The 19098-nt window shown below is 65.6% G+C and carries 17 protein-coding genes; 6 read left to right on the forward strand and 11 right to left on the reverse strand.

What is annotated here, in order from left to right; genetic code table 11:
- Positions 1-109: 109 nt before the first annotated feature.
- The 4 genes from ACFPME_RS10720 to ACFPME_RS10735 form a co-directional block, all read right to left on the reverse strand.
- Positions 110-1480, reverse strand: a complete 1371-nt coding sequence (locus tag ACFPME_RS10720; protein WP_377305031.1) for a pyridoxal-phosphate dependent enzyme — start codon at positions 1478-1480, stop codon at positions 110-112.
- A 163-nt stretch (positions 1481-1643) separates the two neighbouring features.
- Positions 1644-1871, reverse strand: coding sequence for a YdcH family protein (locus tag ACFPME_RS10725; RefSeq protein ID WP_377305033.1), 228 nt, complete (start codon positions 1869-1871; stop codon positions 1644-1646).
- Positions 1872-2237: 366 nt separating this feature from the next.
- On the reverse strand, positions 2238-2900 hold the full coding sequence (locus ACFPME_RS10730; protein WP_377305035.1) for a hypothetical protein: 663 nt from the start codon (positions 2898-2900) through the stop codon (positions 2238-2240).
- Positions 2897-3463 carry a DUF4398 domain-containing protein gene (locus ACFPME_RS10735; protein WP_377305037.1) on the reverse strand — a complete coding sequence of 189 codons (567 nt, stop codon included), beginning with the start codon at positions 3461-3463 and terminating at the stop codon, positions 2897-2899. Before ACFPME_RS10735 ends, ACFPME_RS10730 begins: the two co-directional genes overlap by 4 nt.
- An 81-nt stretch (positions 3464-3544) precedes the next feature.
- Here ACFPME_RS10735 and ACFPME_RS10740 point away from each other — a divergent pair, with 81 nt between their 5' ends.
- Positions 3545-4657: a PilT/PilU family type 4a pilus ATPase gene (locus ACFPME_RS10740; RefSeq protein ID WP_377305039.1), complete on the forward strand. Its 1113-nt coding sequence runs from the start codon at positions 3545-3547 to the stop codon at positions 4655-4657.
- Between the two features lie 104 nt (positions 4658-4761).
- Here ACFPME_RS10740 and maiA read toward each other — a convergent pair whose 3' ends face one another.
- Positions 4762-5436 carry a maleylacetoacetate isomerase gene (maiA, locus tag ACFPME_RS10745; RefSeq protein WP_377305041.1) on the reverse strand — a complete coding sequence of 225 codons (675 nt, stop codon included), beginning with the start codon at positions 5434-5436 and terminating at the stop codon, positions 4762-4764.
- A gap of 175 nt (positions 5437-5611) precedes the next feature.
- Between maiA and ACFPME_RS10750 the strand changes: the two genes are divergently transcribed.
- Together ACFPME_RS10750 and ACFPME_RS10755 are read left to right on the forward strand one after the other, a co-directional pair.
- Positions 5612-6796 carry a phosphoglycerate kinase gene (locus tag ACFPME_RS10750; RefSeq protein WP_377305043.1) on the forward strand — a complete coding sequence of 395 codons (1185 nt, stop codon included), beginning with the start codon at positions 5612-5614 and terminating at the stop codon, positions 6794-6796.
- Positions 6796-7434 (forward strand): HAD hydrolase-like protein, encoded by a 639-nt coding sequence (locus ACFPME_RS10755; protein WP_377305045.1) that lies wholly within the window; start codon positions 6796-6798, stop codon positions 7432-7434. Before ACFPME_RS10750 ends, ACFPME_RS10755 begins: the two co-directional genes overlap by 1 nt.
- A gap of 64 nt (positions 7435-7498) precedes the next feature.
- Here the strand turns inward: ACFPME_RS10755 and tkt are convergent, their stop codons facing one another.
- The gene (gene tkt, locus ACFPME_RS10760; RefSeq protein WP_377305047.1) at positions 7499-9508 is read right to left on the reverse strand and encodes a transketolase; all 2010 of its coding nucleotides are present in this window, start codon (positions 9506-9508) and stop codon (positions 7499-7501) included.
- Positions 9509-9749: 241 nt separating this feature from the next.
- Here tkt and ACFPME_RS10765 point away from each other — a divergent pair, with 241 nt between their 5' ends.
- Together ACFPME_RS10765 and ACFPME_RS10770 are read left to right on the forward strand one after the other, a co-directional pair.
- Positions 9750-10403 (forward strand): outer membrane beta-barrel protein, encoded by a 654-nt coding sequence (locus ACFPME_RS10765; RefSeq protein WP_377305049.1) that lies wholly within the window; start codon positions 9750-9752, stop codon positions 10401-10403.
- 203 nt (positions 10404-10606) lie between these two features.
- Positions 10607-11206 (forward strand): porin family protein, encoded by a 600-nt coding sequence (locus ACFPME_RS10770; RefSeq protein ID WP_377305051.1) that lies wholly within the window; start codon positions 10607-10609, stop codon positions 11204-11206.
- Between the two features lie 98 nt (positions 11207-11304).
- Here ACFPME_RS10770 and ACFPME_RS10775 read toward each other — a convergent pair whose 3' ends face one another.
- From ACFPME_RS10775 to ACFPME_RS10790, 4 genes are all read right to left on the reverse strand, one after another.
- Positions 11305-12309 (reverse strand): class I fructose-bisphosphate aldolase, encoded by a 1005-nt coding sequence (locus ACFPME_RS10775; RefSeq protein WP_377305054.1) that lies wholly within the window; start codon positions 12307-12309, stop codon positions 11305-11307.
- Positions 12310-12456: 147 nt separating this feature from the next.
- The gene (locus tag ACFPME_RS10780) at positions 12457-12897 is read right to left on the reverse strand and encodes an energy transducer TonB (RefSeq protein WP_377305057.1); all 441 of its coding nucleotides are present in this window, start codon (positions 12895-12897) and stop codon (positions 12457-12459) included.
- Between the two features lie 96 nt (positions 12898-12993).
- Complete coding sequence (pyk, locus tag ACFPME_RS10785; protein ID WP_377305059.1) at positions 12994-14463, reverse strand: pyruvate kinase; 1470 nt, start codon at positions 14461-14463, stop codon at positions 12994-12996.
- A gap of 118 nt (positions 14464-14581) precedes the next feature.
- On the reverse strand, positions 14582-15400 hold the full coding sequence (locus ACFPME_RS10790) for a S1/P1 nuclease (protein ID WP_377305062.1): 819 nt from the start codon (positions 15398-15400) through the stop codon (positions 14582-14584).
- 160 nt (positions 15401-15560) lie between these two features.
- Between ACFPME_RS10790 and gap the strand changes: the two genes are divergently transcribed.
- A complete protein-coding gene (gene gap / locus ACFPME_RS10795) occupies positions 15561-16562 on the forward strand; it encodes a type I glyceraldehyde-3-phosphate dehydrogenase (RefSeq protein WP_377305064.1) in 1002 nt (333 codons plus the stop codon).
- A gap of 71 nt (positions 16563-16633) precedes the next feature.
- On the opposite strand, the gene ACFPME_RS10800 is transcribed toward gap, so the two are convergent.
- Positions 16634-18940, reverse strand: coding sequence for a nitric-oxide reductase large subunit (locus tag ACFPME_RS10800; RefSeq protein ID WP_377305066.1), 2307 nt, complete (start codon positions 18938-18940; stop codon positions 16634-16636).
- Positions 18941-19098: the final 158 nt, after the last annotated feature.

Consider the following 19098-nt stretch of genomic DNA (forward strand, 5'->3'; position numbering starts at 1 on the left):
GATGCGAGCCTCAAGGCCCAGTCACGTCGACCATGATGACGCGACCGCCTTGCGGCAAACTTTCTTGCACACCGGTTGTCGTTTCGGCGCGAACAGCCGGTCGAATCGCTCAGTTCACCTTGCGGCGCAGATAGTTCAGCAGGTCGATGCGGGTGATGAGCCCGAGGAATTGCTCGCCATCGACCACGATGGCCACGTGGCCGCGCTCAAACACCGGCAGCAGCGCCTCGATCGTCTCGCCGACCTGGAGCTTTTGCAGGCTGGTCATCATGGCGGTGGAAACCTGATCGCGGAAACGCGTCTCGTCGGCGTGCACGTGCATCAGCACGTCGGACTCGTCGACGATGCCGACCAGCTTGTGACCGTCCATCACCGGCAACTGCGATACGTCGTACAGCTTCATGCGGGTATACGCAGTGATCAACAGCTCGTTCGGTCCGATCACCACGGTGTCGCGCTGGGCGAACGGGCGCAGCAACAGGTCGCGCAGGTCACCGTGCTGCTCGCGTTCGAGGAACCCGTTGTCGAGCATCCAGTAGTCGTTGTACAGCTTGGACAGATACTTGTTGCCGGTATCGCAGACCAGGGTGGCCACGCGCTTGGGCGCCGTCTGTTCGCGGCAGTAACGCAGTGCCGCGGCCACCAGCGTACCGGTGGACGAACCACCCAGGATGCCTTCCTTCGCCAGCAGTTCGCGCGCGGTGAGGAAACTTTCCTTGTCGGAGATCGCGTAGGCCTTCTTCACCCGGCTGAAGTCGCTGATCGAAGGCAGGAAATCCTCGCCGATGCCCTCGACCATCCAGCTGGCGGACTTGGTCGAGAGCGTGCCCTCGTTGATGTACTGCGCCAGGATGGAACCAACCGGGTCGGCCAGGATGAGTTCGGTTTGCGGCGAGTGCCCGGCGAAGAATTTCGACAGGCCGCTCAGCGTGCCCGACGAGCCGCAGCCGACCACGATGGCGTCGACCCGGCCGTCCATCTGTTCGAGAATCTCCGGCCCGGTGGTGGCGATGTGCGCGGCCGGGTTGTCGGGGTTGCCGAACTGGTTGATGAAGTACGCGCCGGGCGTTTCGCGCGCGATCCGCTCGGCCATGTCCTGGTAGTACTCGGGGTGGCCCTTGGCCACGTCGGAGCGGGTCAGCACCACCTCGGCGCCCATCGCCTTGAGGTTGAAGATCTTCTCGCGGCTCATCTTGTCCGGCACCACCAGGATCAGGCGGTAGCCCTTCTGCTGCGCGACCAGGGCCAGCCCCAGGCCGGTGTTGCCGGCGGTGCCTTCGACCAGGATGTCGCCCGGGCGGATGCGGCCATCCTTCTCGGCGCCCTCGATCATCGACAGGCCGATGCGGTCCTTGATCGAACCGCCGGGGTTGGCGCTCTCGAGCTTGAGAAACAACTCGCACGGCCCGGTGTCCAGCCGCTGCGCGCGTACCATCGGGGTACGTCCGATCAGTTCGAGGACACTCTGGTGGACCGTCATGGGGGCTCCGCTGCGAGGGCGCCGGTGATGGGTGCATCGCGCCCCGCCGGCAGGATCGCCATGATAGCCGAGCCGCTGCACCCCCACTGGAAACGCAGCGGCCCCGGCGCTCTTCCGATCGTGCGGGAGAGCCCGGGGCCGCGCTTCACGTGAAATCGCAGACTCAGTGGATGAGGTGCGCGCGATCGGCCCACATGCGTTCAAGCCGCGCCTTGGCCAGCAGTTTCTCCTTCTTCATGCCGGCGAGGGTCACGTCGTCGATGGGAAGCACGCCGATATCGGCGTCGTGCACCTTGCTGTCGAGTTGCCTGTGATGCTGGTAGAGCCGGCGAAACTCGGCGTCCGTTTTCATCAATGCCTCGACATCATCACGCTGCTGGTTTTCAAACATGATCCGACCTCCTCGTGAGTGGACTGGCGGACACCGGGACAGGAGGTGCCCGCCGGCAGTTGAAGCCATGCGCACAGACACGGCCCACGCCGGTTGTCGGGACGCGGGTGGAGCGGTGAACGTGGGATTAGGCGCATGGTTTGGTCAGTAACCCACGGGGCGGGGATGCCTCGTGGGACTTCGACCCTACTCCCCCGATCCGGGGGGTGCAAGCTTGCGTAGCGGCCGTCACGACGAAGCTCACACTTTGGCAAATAACCTGTCGAAACAGCATTTTACGTTTACGTAACCGAAGCCTCGGCAGCCCATGCAGGCCGCCGCGGATGCGAGCGCCAACCGCTTACCGAGGGGTTGGAACGGGCGCTTTCATGGATGCGCAGGATGCTTTTTGGCGGGCTTCTTCGGCGCGGCCGGCGGCGTCTCCGCGGAACTGCTGCCGTCCTGCATCTGCGAACGCATCGCCCGGGCTGCCTGCGCCGCAAGGGCGGCCTCGCGGCGAGCCGCCTTGGCTACCTTGCTTTGCGCTGCCGCCAGCTTCCTGGCTTGTTCGGCCTCGGCTCGTGCCTGGTCGGCCGCCTGCGAGTATTCCTGTCCCTGCTGCTGCAGGCGCGCAGTCTCTTCCTGTGCCAGCTGGTATTGCAAGCGCTGGCGTTCGAGTTCGCGGCGCGCCATTTCGGCATCGCGGCGACTGTTGTCGAGCAGGATCTGGTCGTGTTCGCGATCGAGCTGGGTCAGCTTGGTCTGGGCGTCCTGCAGCTGAGCGGCAGCCTTGGCCAGGTCCACGCGACGTTCGGCCAGGTACAGGTCGTGTGCGCGCTCGTGCGAGCCCGCCTGCGCCAGCCGGTTGATCGCATCGCGCGCGCGCGCCTGCTCGGCCTGCGCGTAGTTGCCCAGGCTGGGATCGTTGGCAAGCTGGTCGAGGCTGCTGTTCAGACGGCTGACGTCGATGTCGTCCTGGCGTGCATGTGCCGATCCTGCGGCAGCCAGTGCCAGCGCAACCGAGGCGAAGATGAGGTTGAACCGCTTCATGGCTGCATTTCCTGGACACTGGAGCTGGGAGCGGGCTGCTGACCGTTATCGGGCAAGGTCTGGAAACCGCCCCCCGAGGGAGGCATCGACAGCTCGGTCGAGGCCGGTGCCGGCATGTCCTCGGTGGGAGCCGGCGCGGCCGCAGCCGCCGGAGCCGATGGCGCATCGGCCGCAGCCGCCTGTTCGCCCTGGGCCCGCAAGCGCGTGTTGTCCTGCACCTTGCTCTGGATCTGTGCACGTGCCGCGCCCAGCCGGGCCTTGGCCCGCGCCAGTTCGGCGTCGGCACGGGACTCCTCGGCCAGGTTGGCCGCGTCGGCATATTTGCGCGCGGCCATCGCGGCCTGGGCCTGCTGGAACTTGTCCTGCGCAAAGCCCAGGTCGACCGGCGCATAATCCGCTGCGCCCGCATCGCGCGCCGCCTGCAACTGCGTCTGCGCGAAATTCATCGAGTCATCGGGCGGCGGTACGGTAGCGCAACCGGCGAGCGCCAGCGTCAGTGCCAGGAAGGCCGTTGCCTTGCCGATGCGGCCAACCGATCCGGCCAGCGGGGAAAAGATGTGCATCACAGTCCTCATGGTATGTCGCGACGTATTGTGGACAGGCATAATCCATCATTGCAACGCGCATAGAAACAGGGGTCATTCGTGGATATCGGCTACTTCCTCAAGCTTATGGTAGACAAGGGCGCGTCGGACATGTTCCTGACCACCGGCGCCCCGGTGAACATCAAGGTCGAGGGCAAGCTGTATCCACTGGGCAATACCGGCCTCCCCGGCGGCATGGTCAAGAAGATCGCCTACTCGCTGATGGACGAGGGCCAGGTGCCGCAGTTCGAGCGCAACCTCGAACTGAACATGGCGCTGGCGGTGAAGGAAGCCGGCCGCTTCCGCATCAACGTGTTCAAGCAGCGCGGCGAAGTCGGCATGGTGATCCGCGCGATCAAGAGCGAGATCCCCAGCATCGACCAGCTGCAGCTGCCTGGCATTTTCCGTGACCTGATCATGGAGCCGCGCGGCCTGATCCTGGTGGTCGGCGCCACCGGCTCCGGCAAGTCGACCACGCTGGCGGCGATGATCGATCAGCGCAACTCGAACACGCCCGGCCACATCCTCACCATCGAGGATCCGATCGAGTACCTGCACCGGCACAAGAAATCCATCGTCAACCAGCGCGAAGTGGGGCTGGACACGCACAGCTACCACGAGGCGCTGAAGAACGCGATGCGCGAGGCGCCGGACGTGATCATGATCGGCGAGATCCGCGACACCGACACGATGGAGGCGGCGATCGCGTTCTCCGAAACCGGCCACCTGTGCCTGGCCACGCTGCATTCGAACAACTCCGACCAGACGCTGGAGCGCATCCTCAACTTCTTCCCCGAGTCGGCGCACAAGAACGTGCTGATGAACCTGGCGCTGAACCTTCGCGCGGTGATCAGCCAGCGCCTGGTGGTGGGCAAGGACGGCCGGCGCATCCCGGCGGCGGAAGTGCTGCTGAACACGCCGTTGATCCGCGACATGATCCGCCGCGGCCAGATCCACGAGATCAAGGAAGCGATGGACCGCAGCCTGCAGGAAGGCATGCAGACGTTCGACCAGTCGCTGTACCGGCTCTACAAGGAGGGCCGGGTGGAACTGGAAGAGGCACTCAGCAAGTCCGATTCGCGCGATGGCCTGGCCCTGAAGATCCGCCTCGCCGAAGGCGGCAGCAGCGATCAGGAGCTGGTCGGCAACGATCCGTACGGCATGGGCTTTTAGGATCCGCGGCCATCAGCCGCCCGGGGTGGCTCCGCGACGGCGCGGCAGGTTGGTCCCGGACGTAGACGGCCCGGGATGGGATGGGCTGCTTCCGTGAGAAACATCTATCCGACGGCAGCAGGCGCGTCCGGCTGCACTTCCGGCGCCGCACGCTGGAACGCCTCCAGCTCGGTGCACGCCTGGTAGACCCGCCATACGGTCGGGTAATCGTCCAGCGGCAATTTCCAGCGCAGTGCGTTGTAGACCTGCGGTATCAGACAGGCATCAGCCATGCTCGGTGTCTCGCCGTGGCAGTAGCGACCTGTCGCGGCGTTGTCGGCCAGCACCGCCTCGATCGCCTGAAAGCCCAGCGCTATCCAGTGTCGCGACCATTCCGCGCGTTGCGCCTCGTCGGCACCGAACTGCGATTCCAGCCGCTGCAGCACACGCAGATTGCCCAGCGGGTGGATATCGCTGGTCACCATCATGGCCAGCGCGCGAACCTGTGCGCGCCCGCGCGCATCGACCGGCAGCAACGCCGTCTCCAGCTCCGGATGCATTTCGTCGAGATATTCCATGATCGCCAGCGACTGGGTGATCACGCGGTCGCCGTCGCACAGGCATGGCACCAGCCCCTGCGGATTGAGTGCACGATAGTCCGCGGCATGCTGCTCGCCGCCCTCGCGCACCAGATGCACTGGCCGCGTCTCGTAGCTCAAGCCCTTCAAGTTCAGCGCAATGCGCACGCGATATGCGGCACTGGAACGCCAGTAGCCGTAGAGCACCAACCCGCTAGCCATGAGCTACTCCCCTGCACGGATAGCCGCATTTTTACCACATCGCGAAGCCGCGCCGTCGTACGTTCCGGCGGCGGACCGGCCAGGCGGCGGTTTGCATCGGCACCCGACGCGCCGGACAATAGACGGTTACCGCCCAACCGGCTCGATCCCTGCAACCTCCCACCGGAGTTCCGCCGTGTCCGTCATCCGCATGAGTGACCTTGATTTGCGCGATCAGCGGGTGCTGATCCGCGAAGACCTGAATGTGCCGATCGACGACCACGGTCGGATCACCTCGACCCAGCGCCTCGACGCCGCCCTTCCGACGATCCGGGCCGCCCGCGACGCCGGGGCGAAAGTGATGGTGATGTCGCACCTGGGCCGGCCGAAGGAAGGCCAGTTCGACGCCGAGTCCTCGCTGGCGCCGGTGGCGCTGTGGCTGGGCGGCAGGCTGGACCAGCCGGTACGGCTGGTGGCCGACTACCTGGTCAACGGCGTGGAGGTGGCCGCGGGCGAAGTGGTATTGCTGGAAAACTGCCGCATGAATGTCGGCGAGGGCAAGGACAACGACACGCTGGCGAAGAAATACGCCGCGCTGTGCGACATCTTCGTGATGGACGCGTTCGGCACCGCGCACCGCGCCCAGGCCTCCACCCATGGCGTGATCAAGTTTGCCCCGATCGCCGCGGCCGGCCCGCTGCTATGCGCCGAGCTGGACGCACTGGGCAAGGCGCTGGAGCACCCGGCCCATCCGTTGCTGGCGATCGTCGCCGGCTCCAAGGTGTCGACCAAGTTGACCTTGCTGGACAACCTGATCGGCAAGGTCGACCAGCTGATCGTCGGCGGCGGCATCGCCAACACCTTCATCGCCGCGATGGGCCATTCGGTAGGCAACTCGCTGTACGAGCCGGACCTGATCGACGCCGCGAAGAAGGTGCTGGCCGACGCCAAGCGCCGCGGCGCCGAGGTGCCGATGCCGATCGACGTGGTGGTGGCGCCGGCGTTCTCCGCGCAGGCCCCGGCCACGGTCAAGCCGGTCGACCAGGTCGGCAAGGACGAGATGATCCTCGACATCGGCCCGCAGACCGCCGAACTCTACGCCGCCCTGATCGCCAAGGCCGGCACCGTGGTGTGGAACGGCCCGGTCGGCGTGTTCGAGTTCGACGCGTTCGGCAAGGGCACCGAGACGCTGGCGCGCGCGATCGCCGCGTCGAACGCGTTCTCGATCGCCGGCGGCGGCGACACCCTGGCTGCGGTCGACAAGTACGGCATCGCCGACCAGGTCTCCTACATCTCCACCGGCGGTGGCGCCTTCCTCGAATTCCTCGAAGGCAAGGAACTGCCGGCGGTCACCGCGTTGAAGGCGCGAGCCGCGAAGTAATGCTCTGCCTGTTCGACCTCGACGGCACGCTGATCGATTCCGAGCACGGCATCACCGCCTGCGTGAAGCATGCACTGGCGCGGCTGGACGTGCCGGCGCCGGCGCATGCGGAACTGCGCCGCTGGATCGGACCGCCGCTGCGGCACAGCTTCGCGCCGCTGCTGGACGACGACGCCGAGCGCATCGAGGCGGCGGTGGCGTACTACCACGAACGCTTCAACACGCTCGGCTGGCGCGAGCACGAGATCTATCCGGGCATCGAGCGGCTGATCGAGCGGCTGCGCGGCGCCGGCCATCAGCTCGCCGTGGTCACCAGCAAACCGCACCGCCACGCGGCGCCGATCATCGCCCACCTGCCGTTCGGCGACGCATTCCTGCGCCTGTATGGCCCGCACCCGGACAGTGCGCACAGCGAGAAGGCCACGATGATCGGCGAGGCGTTGGCGGACTTCGGCGCCGACCCGGCCGACACGGTGATGATCGGCGACCGCCACTTCGACATCGACGGCGCCGTCGCCAACCGCGTGCGTGGCTTCGGCGTGCTGTGGGGCTTCGGCGGCCGCGCGGAACTGGAGCAGGCCGGCGCCAGTGCGATCGCAGCGACGCCGGACGAGCTGGCCCGGCTGCTGCTCGCCTGAGATTACCGGTGCACAAAAAAGCCGCGGCGTGCCGCGGCTTTTTTGTGGCTGAAGGAACCTGCGCTCAGCGCACGACGCGCTTCACCGCGTCGACCACATGGGCAACGGTGAAGCCGAAGTGCTCGAACAGCTGCGGCGCGGGAGCGGAGGCGCCGAACGTGGTCATGCCGACCACGTCGCCATCCAGGCCTACGTACTTGCGCCAGAAGTCGGCGGTCGCCGCTTCCACCGCCACGCGGGCGCGGCACCAGAGCGGCAGCACGCCTTCGCGGTATTCCAGCGGCTGCGCGTCGAACACCTCGGTGCACGGCATCGATACCACGCGCACGGCCACGCCCTGCTGCGCCAGCGCGCGCGAGGCTTCCATCGCCAGCTCCACTTCCGAACCGGTGGCGATCAGGATCGCCTGGAACTTCGTGTCCAGTGGATCGGACAGCACGTAGCCGCCGCGCAGGATGTCGGCGACCTGCTGCGCGCTGCGCTGCTGATGCCTGAGGTTCTGCCGCGAGAAGATCAGGCAGGACGGCGCGCCCTTGCGCTCGATCGCCGCCTTCCACGACGCCGCCGATTCCACCGCGTCGCACGGACGCCACAGCTGGTTGTTCGGGATGTAGCGCAGGGACGCCATGTGCTCGACCGGCTGGTGGGTCGGGCCGTCCTCGCCCAGGCCGATCGAGTCGTGCGTATAGACGTGGATCGCATGGGCCGGGATCAGCGCGCTCATGCGCACCGCGTTGCGCGCGTAGTCGGAGAACACCAGGAACGTCGCGTCGTACGGGATGAAGCCGCCATGCAGCGCCACGCCGTTGGCGATCGCGGTCATGCCGAACTCGCGCACGCCGTAGTAGACGTAGTTGCCCTTGCCATCGGCACTGTCGCCGGTGGCGGCGTCCAGGCTGCCCTTCCACTTGGTCAGGTTGGAGCCGGCCAGGTCGGCCGAACCGCCGATCAGCTCCGGCAGCAGCGGCGCGAACGCCTCGATGCTCATCTGCGAAGCCTTGCGCGAGGCCACTTCGGGACCGTCGGTCTGCAGCTTGTCGATGAACGCCTGCGACTTCGCCGCCCAGTCGGCCGGCAGCTCGCCGCTCATGCGGCGGTCGAATTCGGCGGCCAGCTCCGGGTGGGCGGCGGCATAGGCGGCGAACGCCTCCTTCCAGGCCTGCTCGGCTGCACCACCGGCCTTGCGGTGGTCCCAGCCGGCGTAGACCTCGGCCGGGATCTCGAACGGCGCATGGCGCCAGCCCAGCTGCTCGCGGGCGGCGGCGATCTCGTCCTTGCCCAGCGGCGCGCCGTGGCTTTCCTCCTTGCCCTGCTTGTGCGGCGCGCCGAAACCGATGATGGTCTTGGCGCAAATGAGCGTGGGCTTGTCGTGCCGGCTGGTCGCCTGGAGAAGCGCACGCTTGATGGCTTCGGCGTCATGCCCGTCCACGCCGCGGATCACGTTCCAGCCGTACGCCTCGAAGCGCGCCGGCGTGTCGTCGGTGAACCAGCCGTGCACTTCGCCATCGATCGAGATGCCGTTGTCGTCGTAGATCGCCACCAATTTGCCCAAGCCCCAGGTGCCGGCCAGCGAGGCGACTTCGTGCGAGATGCCCTCCATCAGGCAGCCGTCGCCGAGGAAGACGTAGGTGTGGTGATCGACCACGGCGTGGCCCGGGCGGTTGAAGTGCGCCGCCAGCACCTTCTCGGCCAGCGCGAAGCCGACCGCGTTCGCCAGGCCCTGGCCGAGCGGGCCGGTGGTGGTCTCCACTCCCGGCGTTTCGCTGGCTTCCGGGTGGCCGGCGGTCTTCGAATGCAGCTGGCGGAAACGCTTCAGCTGGTCCATCGGCAGGTCGAAGCCGGCCAGGTGCAGCAGCGCGTACTGCAGCATCGAACCGTGGCCATTGGACAGCACGAAGCGGTCGCGGTTGAACCATTTCGGGTTGGCCGGATTGAAGTGCAGGAAGTCGTTCCACAGCACCTCGGCGAGGTCGGCCATGCCCATCGGCATGCCCGGATGACCGGATTTGGCCGCTTCCACGGCGTCCATGGCAAGGGCTCGCACGGCATTGGCGAGTTCGCGGCGGGTGGTCATCGGGCAGTCTCCGGAGGGTGCAAAAGCGCTCATTGTCGCCGATATGTCCGTCGGCTGTCGCTCGGGAGTGTCGGCTGGCAGTGCCGGAATTAATAACCGCTTAACACCGGCCGGCGCGGTTCAGCGAGCTTCAGCATCGCCCCGCTAGTAATACGCCCCGCAGAGCCATCCCCAGGCGCTGCCCGACTGCTACGTCGTCCCCACGGCCTGCGGCCCGGTTCAATAAAAGAGGAGCTACCCCATGAAAAAGACGCTAATCGCGCTCGCCATCGCATCCACTGCTTTGTGCACCCTGCCCGCCCTGGCGCAGAACGGCACCCCCGCTCCGGCAGCCAGCGACAGCGCCGCCCCCACCACCGGCAACTACCAGCCGGGCCAGGCTATCGGCAGCGGCAACTGGTTCGTCGACGGCCGCGTGGGTCAGGCCCATGTGAACAAGGGTCCGTACAACGACCATCCGACGACGTATGCCATCACTGGCGGCTACCGCTGGAAGGTGGGTGAGGATCTAGGGCTCGGCGTGGATGCCGGCTACAACGACCTCGGCAATTTCAAGCTGAAGAATGCGTTCAACAGCAATGACGTCAATCTGAAAGACCAGCGCAATGCCCTGCGCGGCTGGACCGCCGGCGTGAATGGCAAGATCAACGTCTGGCAGGGCCTGTATGTCAGCGGGCGCGCCGGCGTGTATGCATGGAAGGGCCACGGCTACGCCAACCAGGACATCAACCGGCATGATCTGGACAAGGTCGACTACTACGCCGGTGCTGGCGTGGGCTACGACGTCAACAACCACTTCGGCGTCGGCCTGGCGTACGACTACTACCACGCCAAGAAGGACGGCATCAGCCTGTCCACCGATACCGCGTCGCTGACGGCCGAATACCGCTTCTGAACCGGATGCGGCGAAATGGGGATTCTTCCCCATTTCGCCCCGGATTAACGCGGGCTTAATACTATACTTGTCGGTATTGAATCTTTCGGCCAGCACACCATCTAAGCGTTCAGGTGTCGCCGCCTTTGATTGGGCTGCGCGCTTTCAGCAGCGGTCATCCCCCTCTGGACCGACTGCCATGACAACAACTGGAGAAGCTTCCCATGAAAATCAAAAAGACCCTGCTTGCCCTCGCCGTGACTTCCGCCGGTCTGCTGGCCGTTCCTGCCGTGTTTGCACAGAGCGCCCCGACCCACAACGACGGCTGGTTCGTCAACGGCAATGTCGGCCAGACGTCGATCAACCATGGCGCGTACAACGACAACGATACCGGCTACGGCGTCAACGGCGGCTACCGCTGGGCGCTGAGCCCGTCCGTGGCGCTGGGTGCCGAGGTGGGATACAACGACCTGGGCAACATTCACGCCAAGAACATCTTCAACAGCCAGCCAGTCGTGGCAGACAACAAATCCCAGCTGCATGGCTGGACGGCCGGCGTGAACGGGCATTTCAACGTCAGCCCGAACTGGTACGTCAGCGCCCGCACCGGCATCTACGGCTGGAAGGGCCACGGCCTGAGCAATGACGCGAGCCCGGTCCGCAAGGGCCTGGACGACACCAGCTGGTACGCGGGTGCCGGCGTGGGCTACGACTTCAGCAACAACGTCAGCCTCGGCCTGAACTACGACTATTACGACGCAAAGAAGGATCGCGTCGACCTGAGCACCGACATGGTGTCGGTCAGTGCGGAATACCGCTTCTGACCCGGTCATCCGATCAGGGTGGCGCGCCGGTACGGGCGCCATGAAATGAAAACGGGCGCCTAGCGGCGCCCGTTTACTTTTTGCATGGTGGTCGGCGATCAGCCGTTCCACTGCCCCAGCGCAGCCAGGCCGTTGTCACGTGCGCGGGCGTACACGGTTTTCTGCGCTTCGGCGTAGTTCGCTTTCATGTCCTTCGACCACAATTTCAGCGCCGCCTGCTGCATGGCGCGACCGTACGAGAACGACAGCGGCCACGGGTGCGGGCCGATCTGGTTCATCGCGTTGAGGTGGGCGGTGGACTGCTGGTCGGTCTGTCCGCCGGACAGGAACACGATCCCGGGCAGCGACGCCGGCACGGTGGACTTGAGCACGCGCACGGTCGCCTCGGCCACTTCCTCGACGTCGACCTGTTCGTCCGAGTCCTTGCCCGGAATCACCATGCTGATCTTCAGGATGGTGCCTTCCAGCATCACGTTCTGCTCGTACAGTGCATTGAACAGGCTGCGCAGCACGGCTTCGTGCACCTCGTAGCTGACCTCGATGCTGTGGTCGCCGTCCATGATGACTTCAGGCTCGACCATCGGCACCAGACCCGCTTCCTGGCACAGCGCGGCGTAGCGTGCCAGCACGTGGCAGTTTGCCTCGATCGCGGTAGAGCTGGGATTGTCTTCGCTGATGTTGATCACCGCCCGCCACTTGGCGAACTGCGCGCCGAGCCGGGCATATTCCTGCAGGCGCTCGCGCAGTCCGTCAAGGCCTTCGGTGACCACGTCGCCCGGGAAACCGGCCAGCGGCTGCGGACCCTTGTCGACCTTGATGCCGGGGATGATGCCAAGCTTCTTCATCAACTGGGTGAACGGCACGCCGTCCTTGGTCGACTGGCGGATCGTCTCGTCGTACAGGATCGCCCCGGAGATGTGCTCGTTCAGGCCCGGCGTGGTCAGCAGCAGCTCGCGGTAGGCGCGACGGTTTTCCTCGGTGTTCTCGATGCCGACGGCCTCGAAGCGCTTCTTGATGGTGTTGGTCGACTCGTCGATGGCGATGATGCCCTTGCCGGGCGCAACCATCGCCAGGGCGATGCTTTCGAGATCTTCAATACTCATGACGACTCCATGGTGCGAGGGCGTGGCCCGCCAGCACAAGGTTGACGCCGCCTCGAATCCGAAGCGGCATGGTTCAAAACATCAATTATAGGCCAGATTGGCGAGCCGGACGTTCAGGCCCCGCACCGCACCTGCGTCAGTGCCGGCTCAGGCGCCGTAACCGGGCAACTTGCAGGGATCCATCAGCTGCTGGCGCTGCGCCGGATCTTTTGGCGCATTGAACGGCACGATGTAATAGGTCGCCACCGGTTCGCCGATGCGGTTGCCCAGCGACGGGCCATAACGGAAGTGGGACACTGCGCTGAGCGCCACCGGACCCAGGTCGCTCTTGGGCGCCACCTTGACCACCTGCACGTCCATCGGCACCCCATCGGAGCCGATGGTATAGGTCACTGTCGCGCAACCGGGCTTGTCCAGGTTCAGGCCGCTATTGGGCGCATCCATCTGCACCTTGGTGTTGAGCAGGATCCAGTAGCGGTACAGGTTCTGCTGATCGACCTTGCGCGACTGCGCAAATGCCGGCCCCAGAAAGACCAGCGAGGATGCCAGCAGCAGACCCTGGCGAAGCGGGCGATAGATGGATTCCATGATGACCTCCCAGCCGGAATGGCGCGTACTCAGAGTGTAGCCGCCCTGTCCGTCGGCGACACTTCACCCCACGCCGGCCCCAGCCCCTGCCAGCCATCAAAGATTGCGCAGACTCTCGACCATGCCGTCGGCGCCGACCGAAAGCAGCTTCAATGTGTTGGTGCCGCCGCCCTGTCCCACGTGATCGCCGTGGGTGAGCACCACGCGGTCGCCCTCGCTCAGGCGGCCCTGCGCGAACAGCTGCTGCACCGCCGCACGGGCGGTCGCCGCCGAACTCATGCCAGCATGCGAGAACGCCACCGGCCGCACATCGCGCAGCAGCAGCATGCGCCGGCGCGCATCGGGCAGCGGCGACAACGCGTAGATCGGAATGGCGGTGCGATAGCGCGACAGCCACTGGGCGGTGGCACCGGACTCGGTCAGCGCCACGATCGCGCGCACCCCGAGTTCGCCGGCCAGCAGCATGGCCGCCAGCGCGATCGCCTGATCGGTGCGGTCCAGCCGGTGGCCACCTGCGGCGAGGTCCTCCTTCGGCTCGAACTGGCGCTCGGCGCCGAGGCAGATCCGGCGCATCGCCGCCACCGCCTTGTCCGGGTGCGCGCCGGCGGCGGTTTCTTCCGACAGCATCACTGCATCGGTGCCGTCGATCACCGCGTTCGCAACGTCCAGCACTTCGGCGCGGGTCGGGATCGGCGAGCGCACCATCGACTGCAGCATCTGCGTGGCGGTGATCACCGCGCGGTTGCGCTGCACCGACTCGCGGATGATCTTCTTCTGCAGGCCGGGCAACTCGGCGTCGCCGATCTCCACGCCGAGGTCGCCGCGCGCCACCATCACCACGTCGGACGCATCGATGATCTCGCCCAGCACCGGGATCGCGTCGGCGCGCTCGATTTTAGCGACCAGCGCGGCGTTGCCGCCCGCCTCGTGCAGCAGGCGGCGGGCCTGGTGCATGTCGTCGGCCGAACGCACGAACGATACCGCCAGAAAGTCCGCGCCGATTTCGGCGGCCAGCTTGATGTCGGCCTTGTCCTTGTCCGACAGCGCCGTTACCGAGAGCCCGCCGCCCTGCCGGTTCAGCCCCTTGCGGTTGGAAAGCTTGCCGCCGATCAGCACCTGGCAACGCACCTCGGTGCCGACCACGTCCAGCACGGCCAAGGCGATCAGGCCGTCATCCAGCAACAATACATCGCCAGCGCGCACGTCCTGTGGCAGGCCGTAATAGCTGACGCCGACGCGGGTGACGTCGCCCGGCGGCGCGTCGGGGCGGCAATCGAGCACGAACGACGCGCCGTCGACCAGTTCCACCGGCCCGTTCGCAAAGGTCTCGATGCGGATCTTCGGACCTTGCAGATCGGCCAGCACGCCGACCTCGCGCCCGGCTGCCGCCGAAGCTGCGCGTACGGCGTTGGCCCGGGCCCGATGGTCGTCCGGGACGCCATGGGACAGGTTCAGCCGGACGACGTCGACGCCTTCGGCGATCAGTTTTTCGAGCATGCCCGGCGCGTCGGTGGCGGGGCCGAGCGTGGCGACAATCTTGGTGCGGCGCAGGGTGGTATCGGTCATGCAGTCGAGGCTAGCAGAAGTGGAGCCTCCTGCCAGCGCTGCAAACGTATGCAATGGACGTCCGAATGCCAGGGGGCGAAGCGCCGCACGGATTCACTCCATGGGACGATGCCGCAGCTCAGCGAGCCAGCGCCAGGTTGAGCACATTGGCCAGGCGCCGGCCAGCTTGGCGCAGGCGCAGCTCGGCCTGCGGCAGTTCGGCCTTGACGTACGCCGGGTCGATCACGTGGCCATCCGGATAGAAGCCGGCTTGCGCGGTAAGGCGGCAGGACTCTTCCGCCCATTGCGCGTAGGGGTTGTCCAGCGGCGCGGTTGGCGGCGGCATGGTCGCCGGCACGGCCGAATCGAGCTGCTGCGCATATGCCTGCCAGTCAAGCCCGCGGGTGTACAGCATCTTCGAATCCCACACCTTGTGCAGGTTGCTGCCCTCGCCATCGAACTGCACCTGATACGTATTGCCGCCCTGGTCGTCGCGATAGCCGGCGTGCAGCGGCTGGTGGATATCGCCCACGAAATGCACCACGAACTTCAGCGCCTCGCGACGGGCGCCATCGGACTGGTTGCGATCGCCCAGCACGCGCACGTAATACGACAGCGCCACCACCACGCAGCGACCGTCGCGGCAATCTCGCGGCGGTTCGTAATCACAGTCGCTGCCGCCGCGGAAGTTGACGTAATGCTGGCCGCGGGTCTGCTTCCACAGCGCGGCGCGCGCCGGATCATCCTGCATCTGATCGGGCCAGTTGGCGACATCGGCCAGCGAACGCGTGTGCTCTGGCGCCAGCAGGCGCTCGACCTCGGTCTCCGCGGCGGGACTCAGGTGGCGCTGTGCCAGCTCGGCCACCACGCTGTGGCCCAGCGGCCCCCACGCCGCGGCCTGCGGCGTGACCACGAACAGGGCCAGGACAAGGGCGATCGAGCGGTTTGAACTGCGCATGGCGGGTTCCGGCACAAAGGCCGCAGTCTGCCATAGCGGCGATTGGACGCGGGCGGCCACAGCGCTTTCATTGTAAGATTTCACGGCTGAAATAGCGGTGCCGCCGCCCCGTGGTGCCCGCCTTCGCGACATCCCACCATCCTCAGGAGGACGTTCCCTCATGACCATCAAGGTCGGCATCAACGGCTTCGGCCGCATCGGTCGCAACGTGCTGCGCGCCGCTGTGCAGAACTTCGGCAGCGACATCGAGATCGTGGCGATCAACGACCTGCTTGAGCCGGATTACCTTGCCTACATGCTGAGCTACGACTCGGTGCACGGGCGCTTCAAGGGCGACGTGAAGATCGACAATGGCCACCTGCTGGTCAATGGCAAGCGCATCCGCCTGACCCAGGAACGCGACCCGGCCAACCTGAAGTGGAACGAGGTGAACGCCGACGTGGTGCTCGAATCCACCGGCCTGTTCCTGACCAAGGAGGCCGCGCAGAAGCACCTGGATGCCGGCGCGAAGAAGGTGATCCTGTCGGCGCCGTCGAAGGACGACACGCCGATGTTCGTCTACGGCGTCAACGACAAGACCTACAAGGGCGAGGCGATCATCTCCAACGCCAGCTGCACCACCAATTGCCTGGCGCCGATCGCCAAGGTCATGCACGACAAGTGGGGCATCAAGCGCGGCCTGATGACCACCGTGCATGCCGCCACCGCCACGCAGAAAACCGTCGACGGTCCGAGCAACAAGGACTGGCGCGGCGGCCGCGGCATCCTGGAAAACATCATTCCCTCCTCCACCGGCGCCGCCAAGGCCGTCGGCGTGGTGATCCCCGACCTCAACAAGAAGCTCACCGGGATGAGCTTCCGCGTGCCGACCTCGGATGTGTCCGTGGTCGACCTCACCGTCGAGCTGGAAAAGCCTGCGACCTACGCGGAGATCTGCGCCGAGATGAAAGCGCAGAGCGAAGGCGCGCTGAAGGGCATCCTCGGCTACACCGAAGACAAAGTCGTCGCCACCGACTTCCGCGGCGAGACCTGTACCTCGGTGTTCGACGCCGATGCCGGCATCGCGCTGGACAGCACTTTCGTCAAGCTGGTCAGCTGGTACGACAACGAATGGGGCTACTCGAACAAGTGCCTGGAGATGGTTCGCGTCGTCGCCAAGTAGAGTTTCTCGCCGGAAGCACCTGGCCCGCGCCGACCATCATCGACGCGGGCTTTTTCATGGGCAGTCGCAGGCTAGCGCACCTCGGCCGGCTTCGCGCGCACGCCCAACCAGCCCTTGATCGAGGCGATCACCAGCGGGACCGCGCCGAAGATGATGAAGGTCAGATCGCCCGGCAGGCGCAGCCACTCGACCAGATGCGAGCGAGGCATGGCCATGTAGGCGGGGCTCCGCGCATGCCAGTAGCCATGCTCCACCACATCCCACAATTGCATCACGCCGCTGGGGAACAGGCTCATCAGGATCATCAGCGCCAGGCCGACATTGGTTCCCCAGAAGGCGACCCTGACGTACTTCTCGATGCCGGGCCAACGCTCGTCGCTGCTGGCCTGACGCAGGCAGAACACCATCAACGCGATCGCCAGCATGCCGAACACTCCCATCAACGCGGCATGACCATGGGTTGGCGTGATCTGCGTGCCGACCTCGTAATAGCTGACGATCGGCAGGTTGAGAAAGAAACCGAACATCCCCGCGCCGACGAAATTCCAGAAGCCCACCGCCATCAGGAAGTAGAACGTCCACTTGTGCGGCACCGCAACCGCCTTGCCGCAAACGTCGCAATCGCCGCGCGTGGTGCGCACGAAATCCCAGGCATCCAGCGTCAGCAAGGTCAGCGGCACCACCTCGAGCACCGAGAACAGCGCCGACAATGCCATGTTGAAGTTGGTATGCCCGGTGAAGTACCAATGGTGACCGGTGCCGATCAGGCCACCCAGGAAGTACAGGATCGCGTCCAGGTAGATCACCCGCAACGCCACGTTGCGGCGGGTCAGGCCAAGTTGGTAGAAAGTCAGCGCCACCACGGTGGTGGCGAAGAACTCGAAGAATCCCTCGACCCACAGATGGATGATCCAGAAGCGCCAGGTGTCGACCACGGTGTAATTGGTCTTGGCGCCGAAGAACAACGCGGGCACATAGAACACCGGGATCGCCACTGCCGCAAACAGGAACATCTTCGCCAGCGGTCGCGCCGCCACGTTGACCACGGCGCGCGGCCGCGCCAGTGCCCACAGGATGGCAAACCAGGCCAGCAGGCCGATCACCAGCAGGTACTGCCATAGCCGACCCAGTTCGAGATACTCCCAACCCTGGTCGCCCAGCCAGAACCACCAACGGCCGACTTTCTGTGCGATGCCGGCCCACTCGCCGAGCAGGCTGCCGCCGATCACCACCACGAAGGCGGCGAACAGCACATGGATCCAGCCCGCGAGCCATCGCGGTTCATCGTCGGCTGCGCGCAACGATCGCCCCAGGAACAAGGCGGCCGCGACATAGGCGGTGGCGATCCAGAAGATCGCGGTTTGCAGATGCCACGTGCGCAGCAGATTGCTGGGGAAGATGTTCTCCAGCTGCAAGCCGTAGAAGCTGCCGGGATCGGCGCGGAAGTGCGCCACGCCGCCGCCGACCAGGGTCTGCATCAGAAACAGCAGGGCCACCACGACAAAGAATTTCACCAATGCGCGTTGACCCGGACCGGATTGCCCCGGCAGCAGCTGGGGGTGCACGTGATGACCGCTGCTGATCCAGCCCAGATAGTCGAACTTGCCGAACGCCAGCAACACCGTGGCGATACCCGCCAGCAGCACGAGCAGGCTCAGCGCGCTCCACAGGAGCGCGCTTCCCGTCGCCACATTGCCGACGCTGGGGTCATAGGGAAAATTGTTGGTATATGACGCATCCGTCCCGGGCCGTGTTGCCACCGAAGCCCATGCCGCCCAGGTCACGAACGCGGTGAACTGGCGCAGTTCCGCGGGATCGCTGATGAGATCGGGCTTGAGCCCGCCATTCTTCGTCGGGTCGCGGAAGTAATTGGTCCAGTAGCCGAGCTGTTGCTGGTAAGCGATCGCCTCCGGCTCGATCAGGCGCAATACGCCGGTTTGGGCGTCGTAACGGTTGCTTTTGAGGGCCACCGCCGTTTCCGCATGAACTGCCGCCTGCTGCTGCGCATCGAGCGTTGCCATGGGCTTGCCGTATTGCTTGCCGGCGATGGCGGCAGCGGTGTCTTCACCGAGTCGATGCAGGGCTTCGGCGGAATAATCGGGGCCCAGGTACGCGCCATGCCCCCAGATGCTGCCGTTGTCCATCAGGCCGTATTTCAGAAACACCGTCTGGCCATCGCGGATGTCATCGCCGCTGAAAAGGCTGGCGCCCTGGGCATCCACCACCTGGGCGGGAATGGGTGGCGCATTGCGATAGGCCAGCGAGGTGATCGCCAGCAACCCGGCGAAACCGATCACCATCACGATCACCACCGTCCTCAGCCACCACGGTGACAGCTCGGTGTCGTCGTCGGTCAAGGGCTGTGCTGCTTCATTCATGGCTGCGTCCTCCAGCGAAACTAGAGACTGCAAGTCGACGACGCGACAGGACACAGGGTGCTGCATCCGCCCGCATGCCGAACTGACTTGCACACACCGGACGCTGGCATCATCACCGATGCGCTCCCCCGGAGGGCCAACCTTAAACCCTCGGGCGC

Source organism: Rhodanobacter umsongensis, assembly GCF_042654965.1.
Classification (GTDB): domain Bacteria; phylum Pseudomonadota; class Gammaproteobacteria; order Xanthomonadales; family Rhodanobacteraceae; genus Rhodanobacter; species Rhodanobacter umsongensis.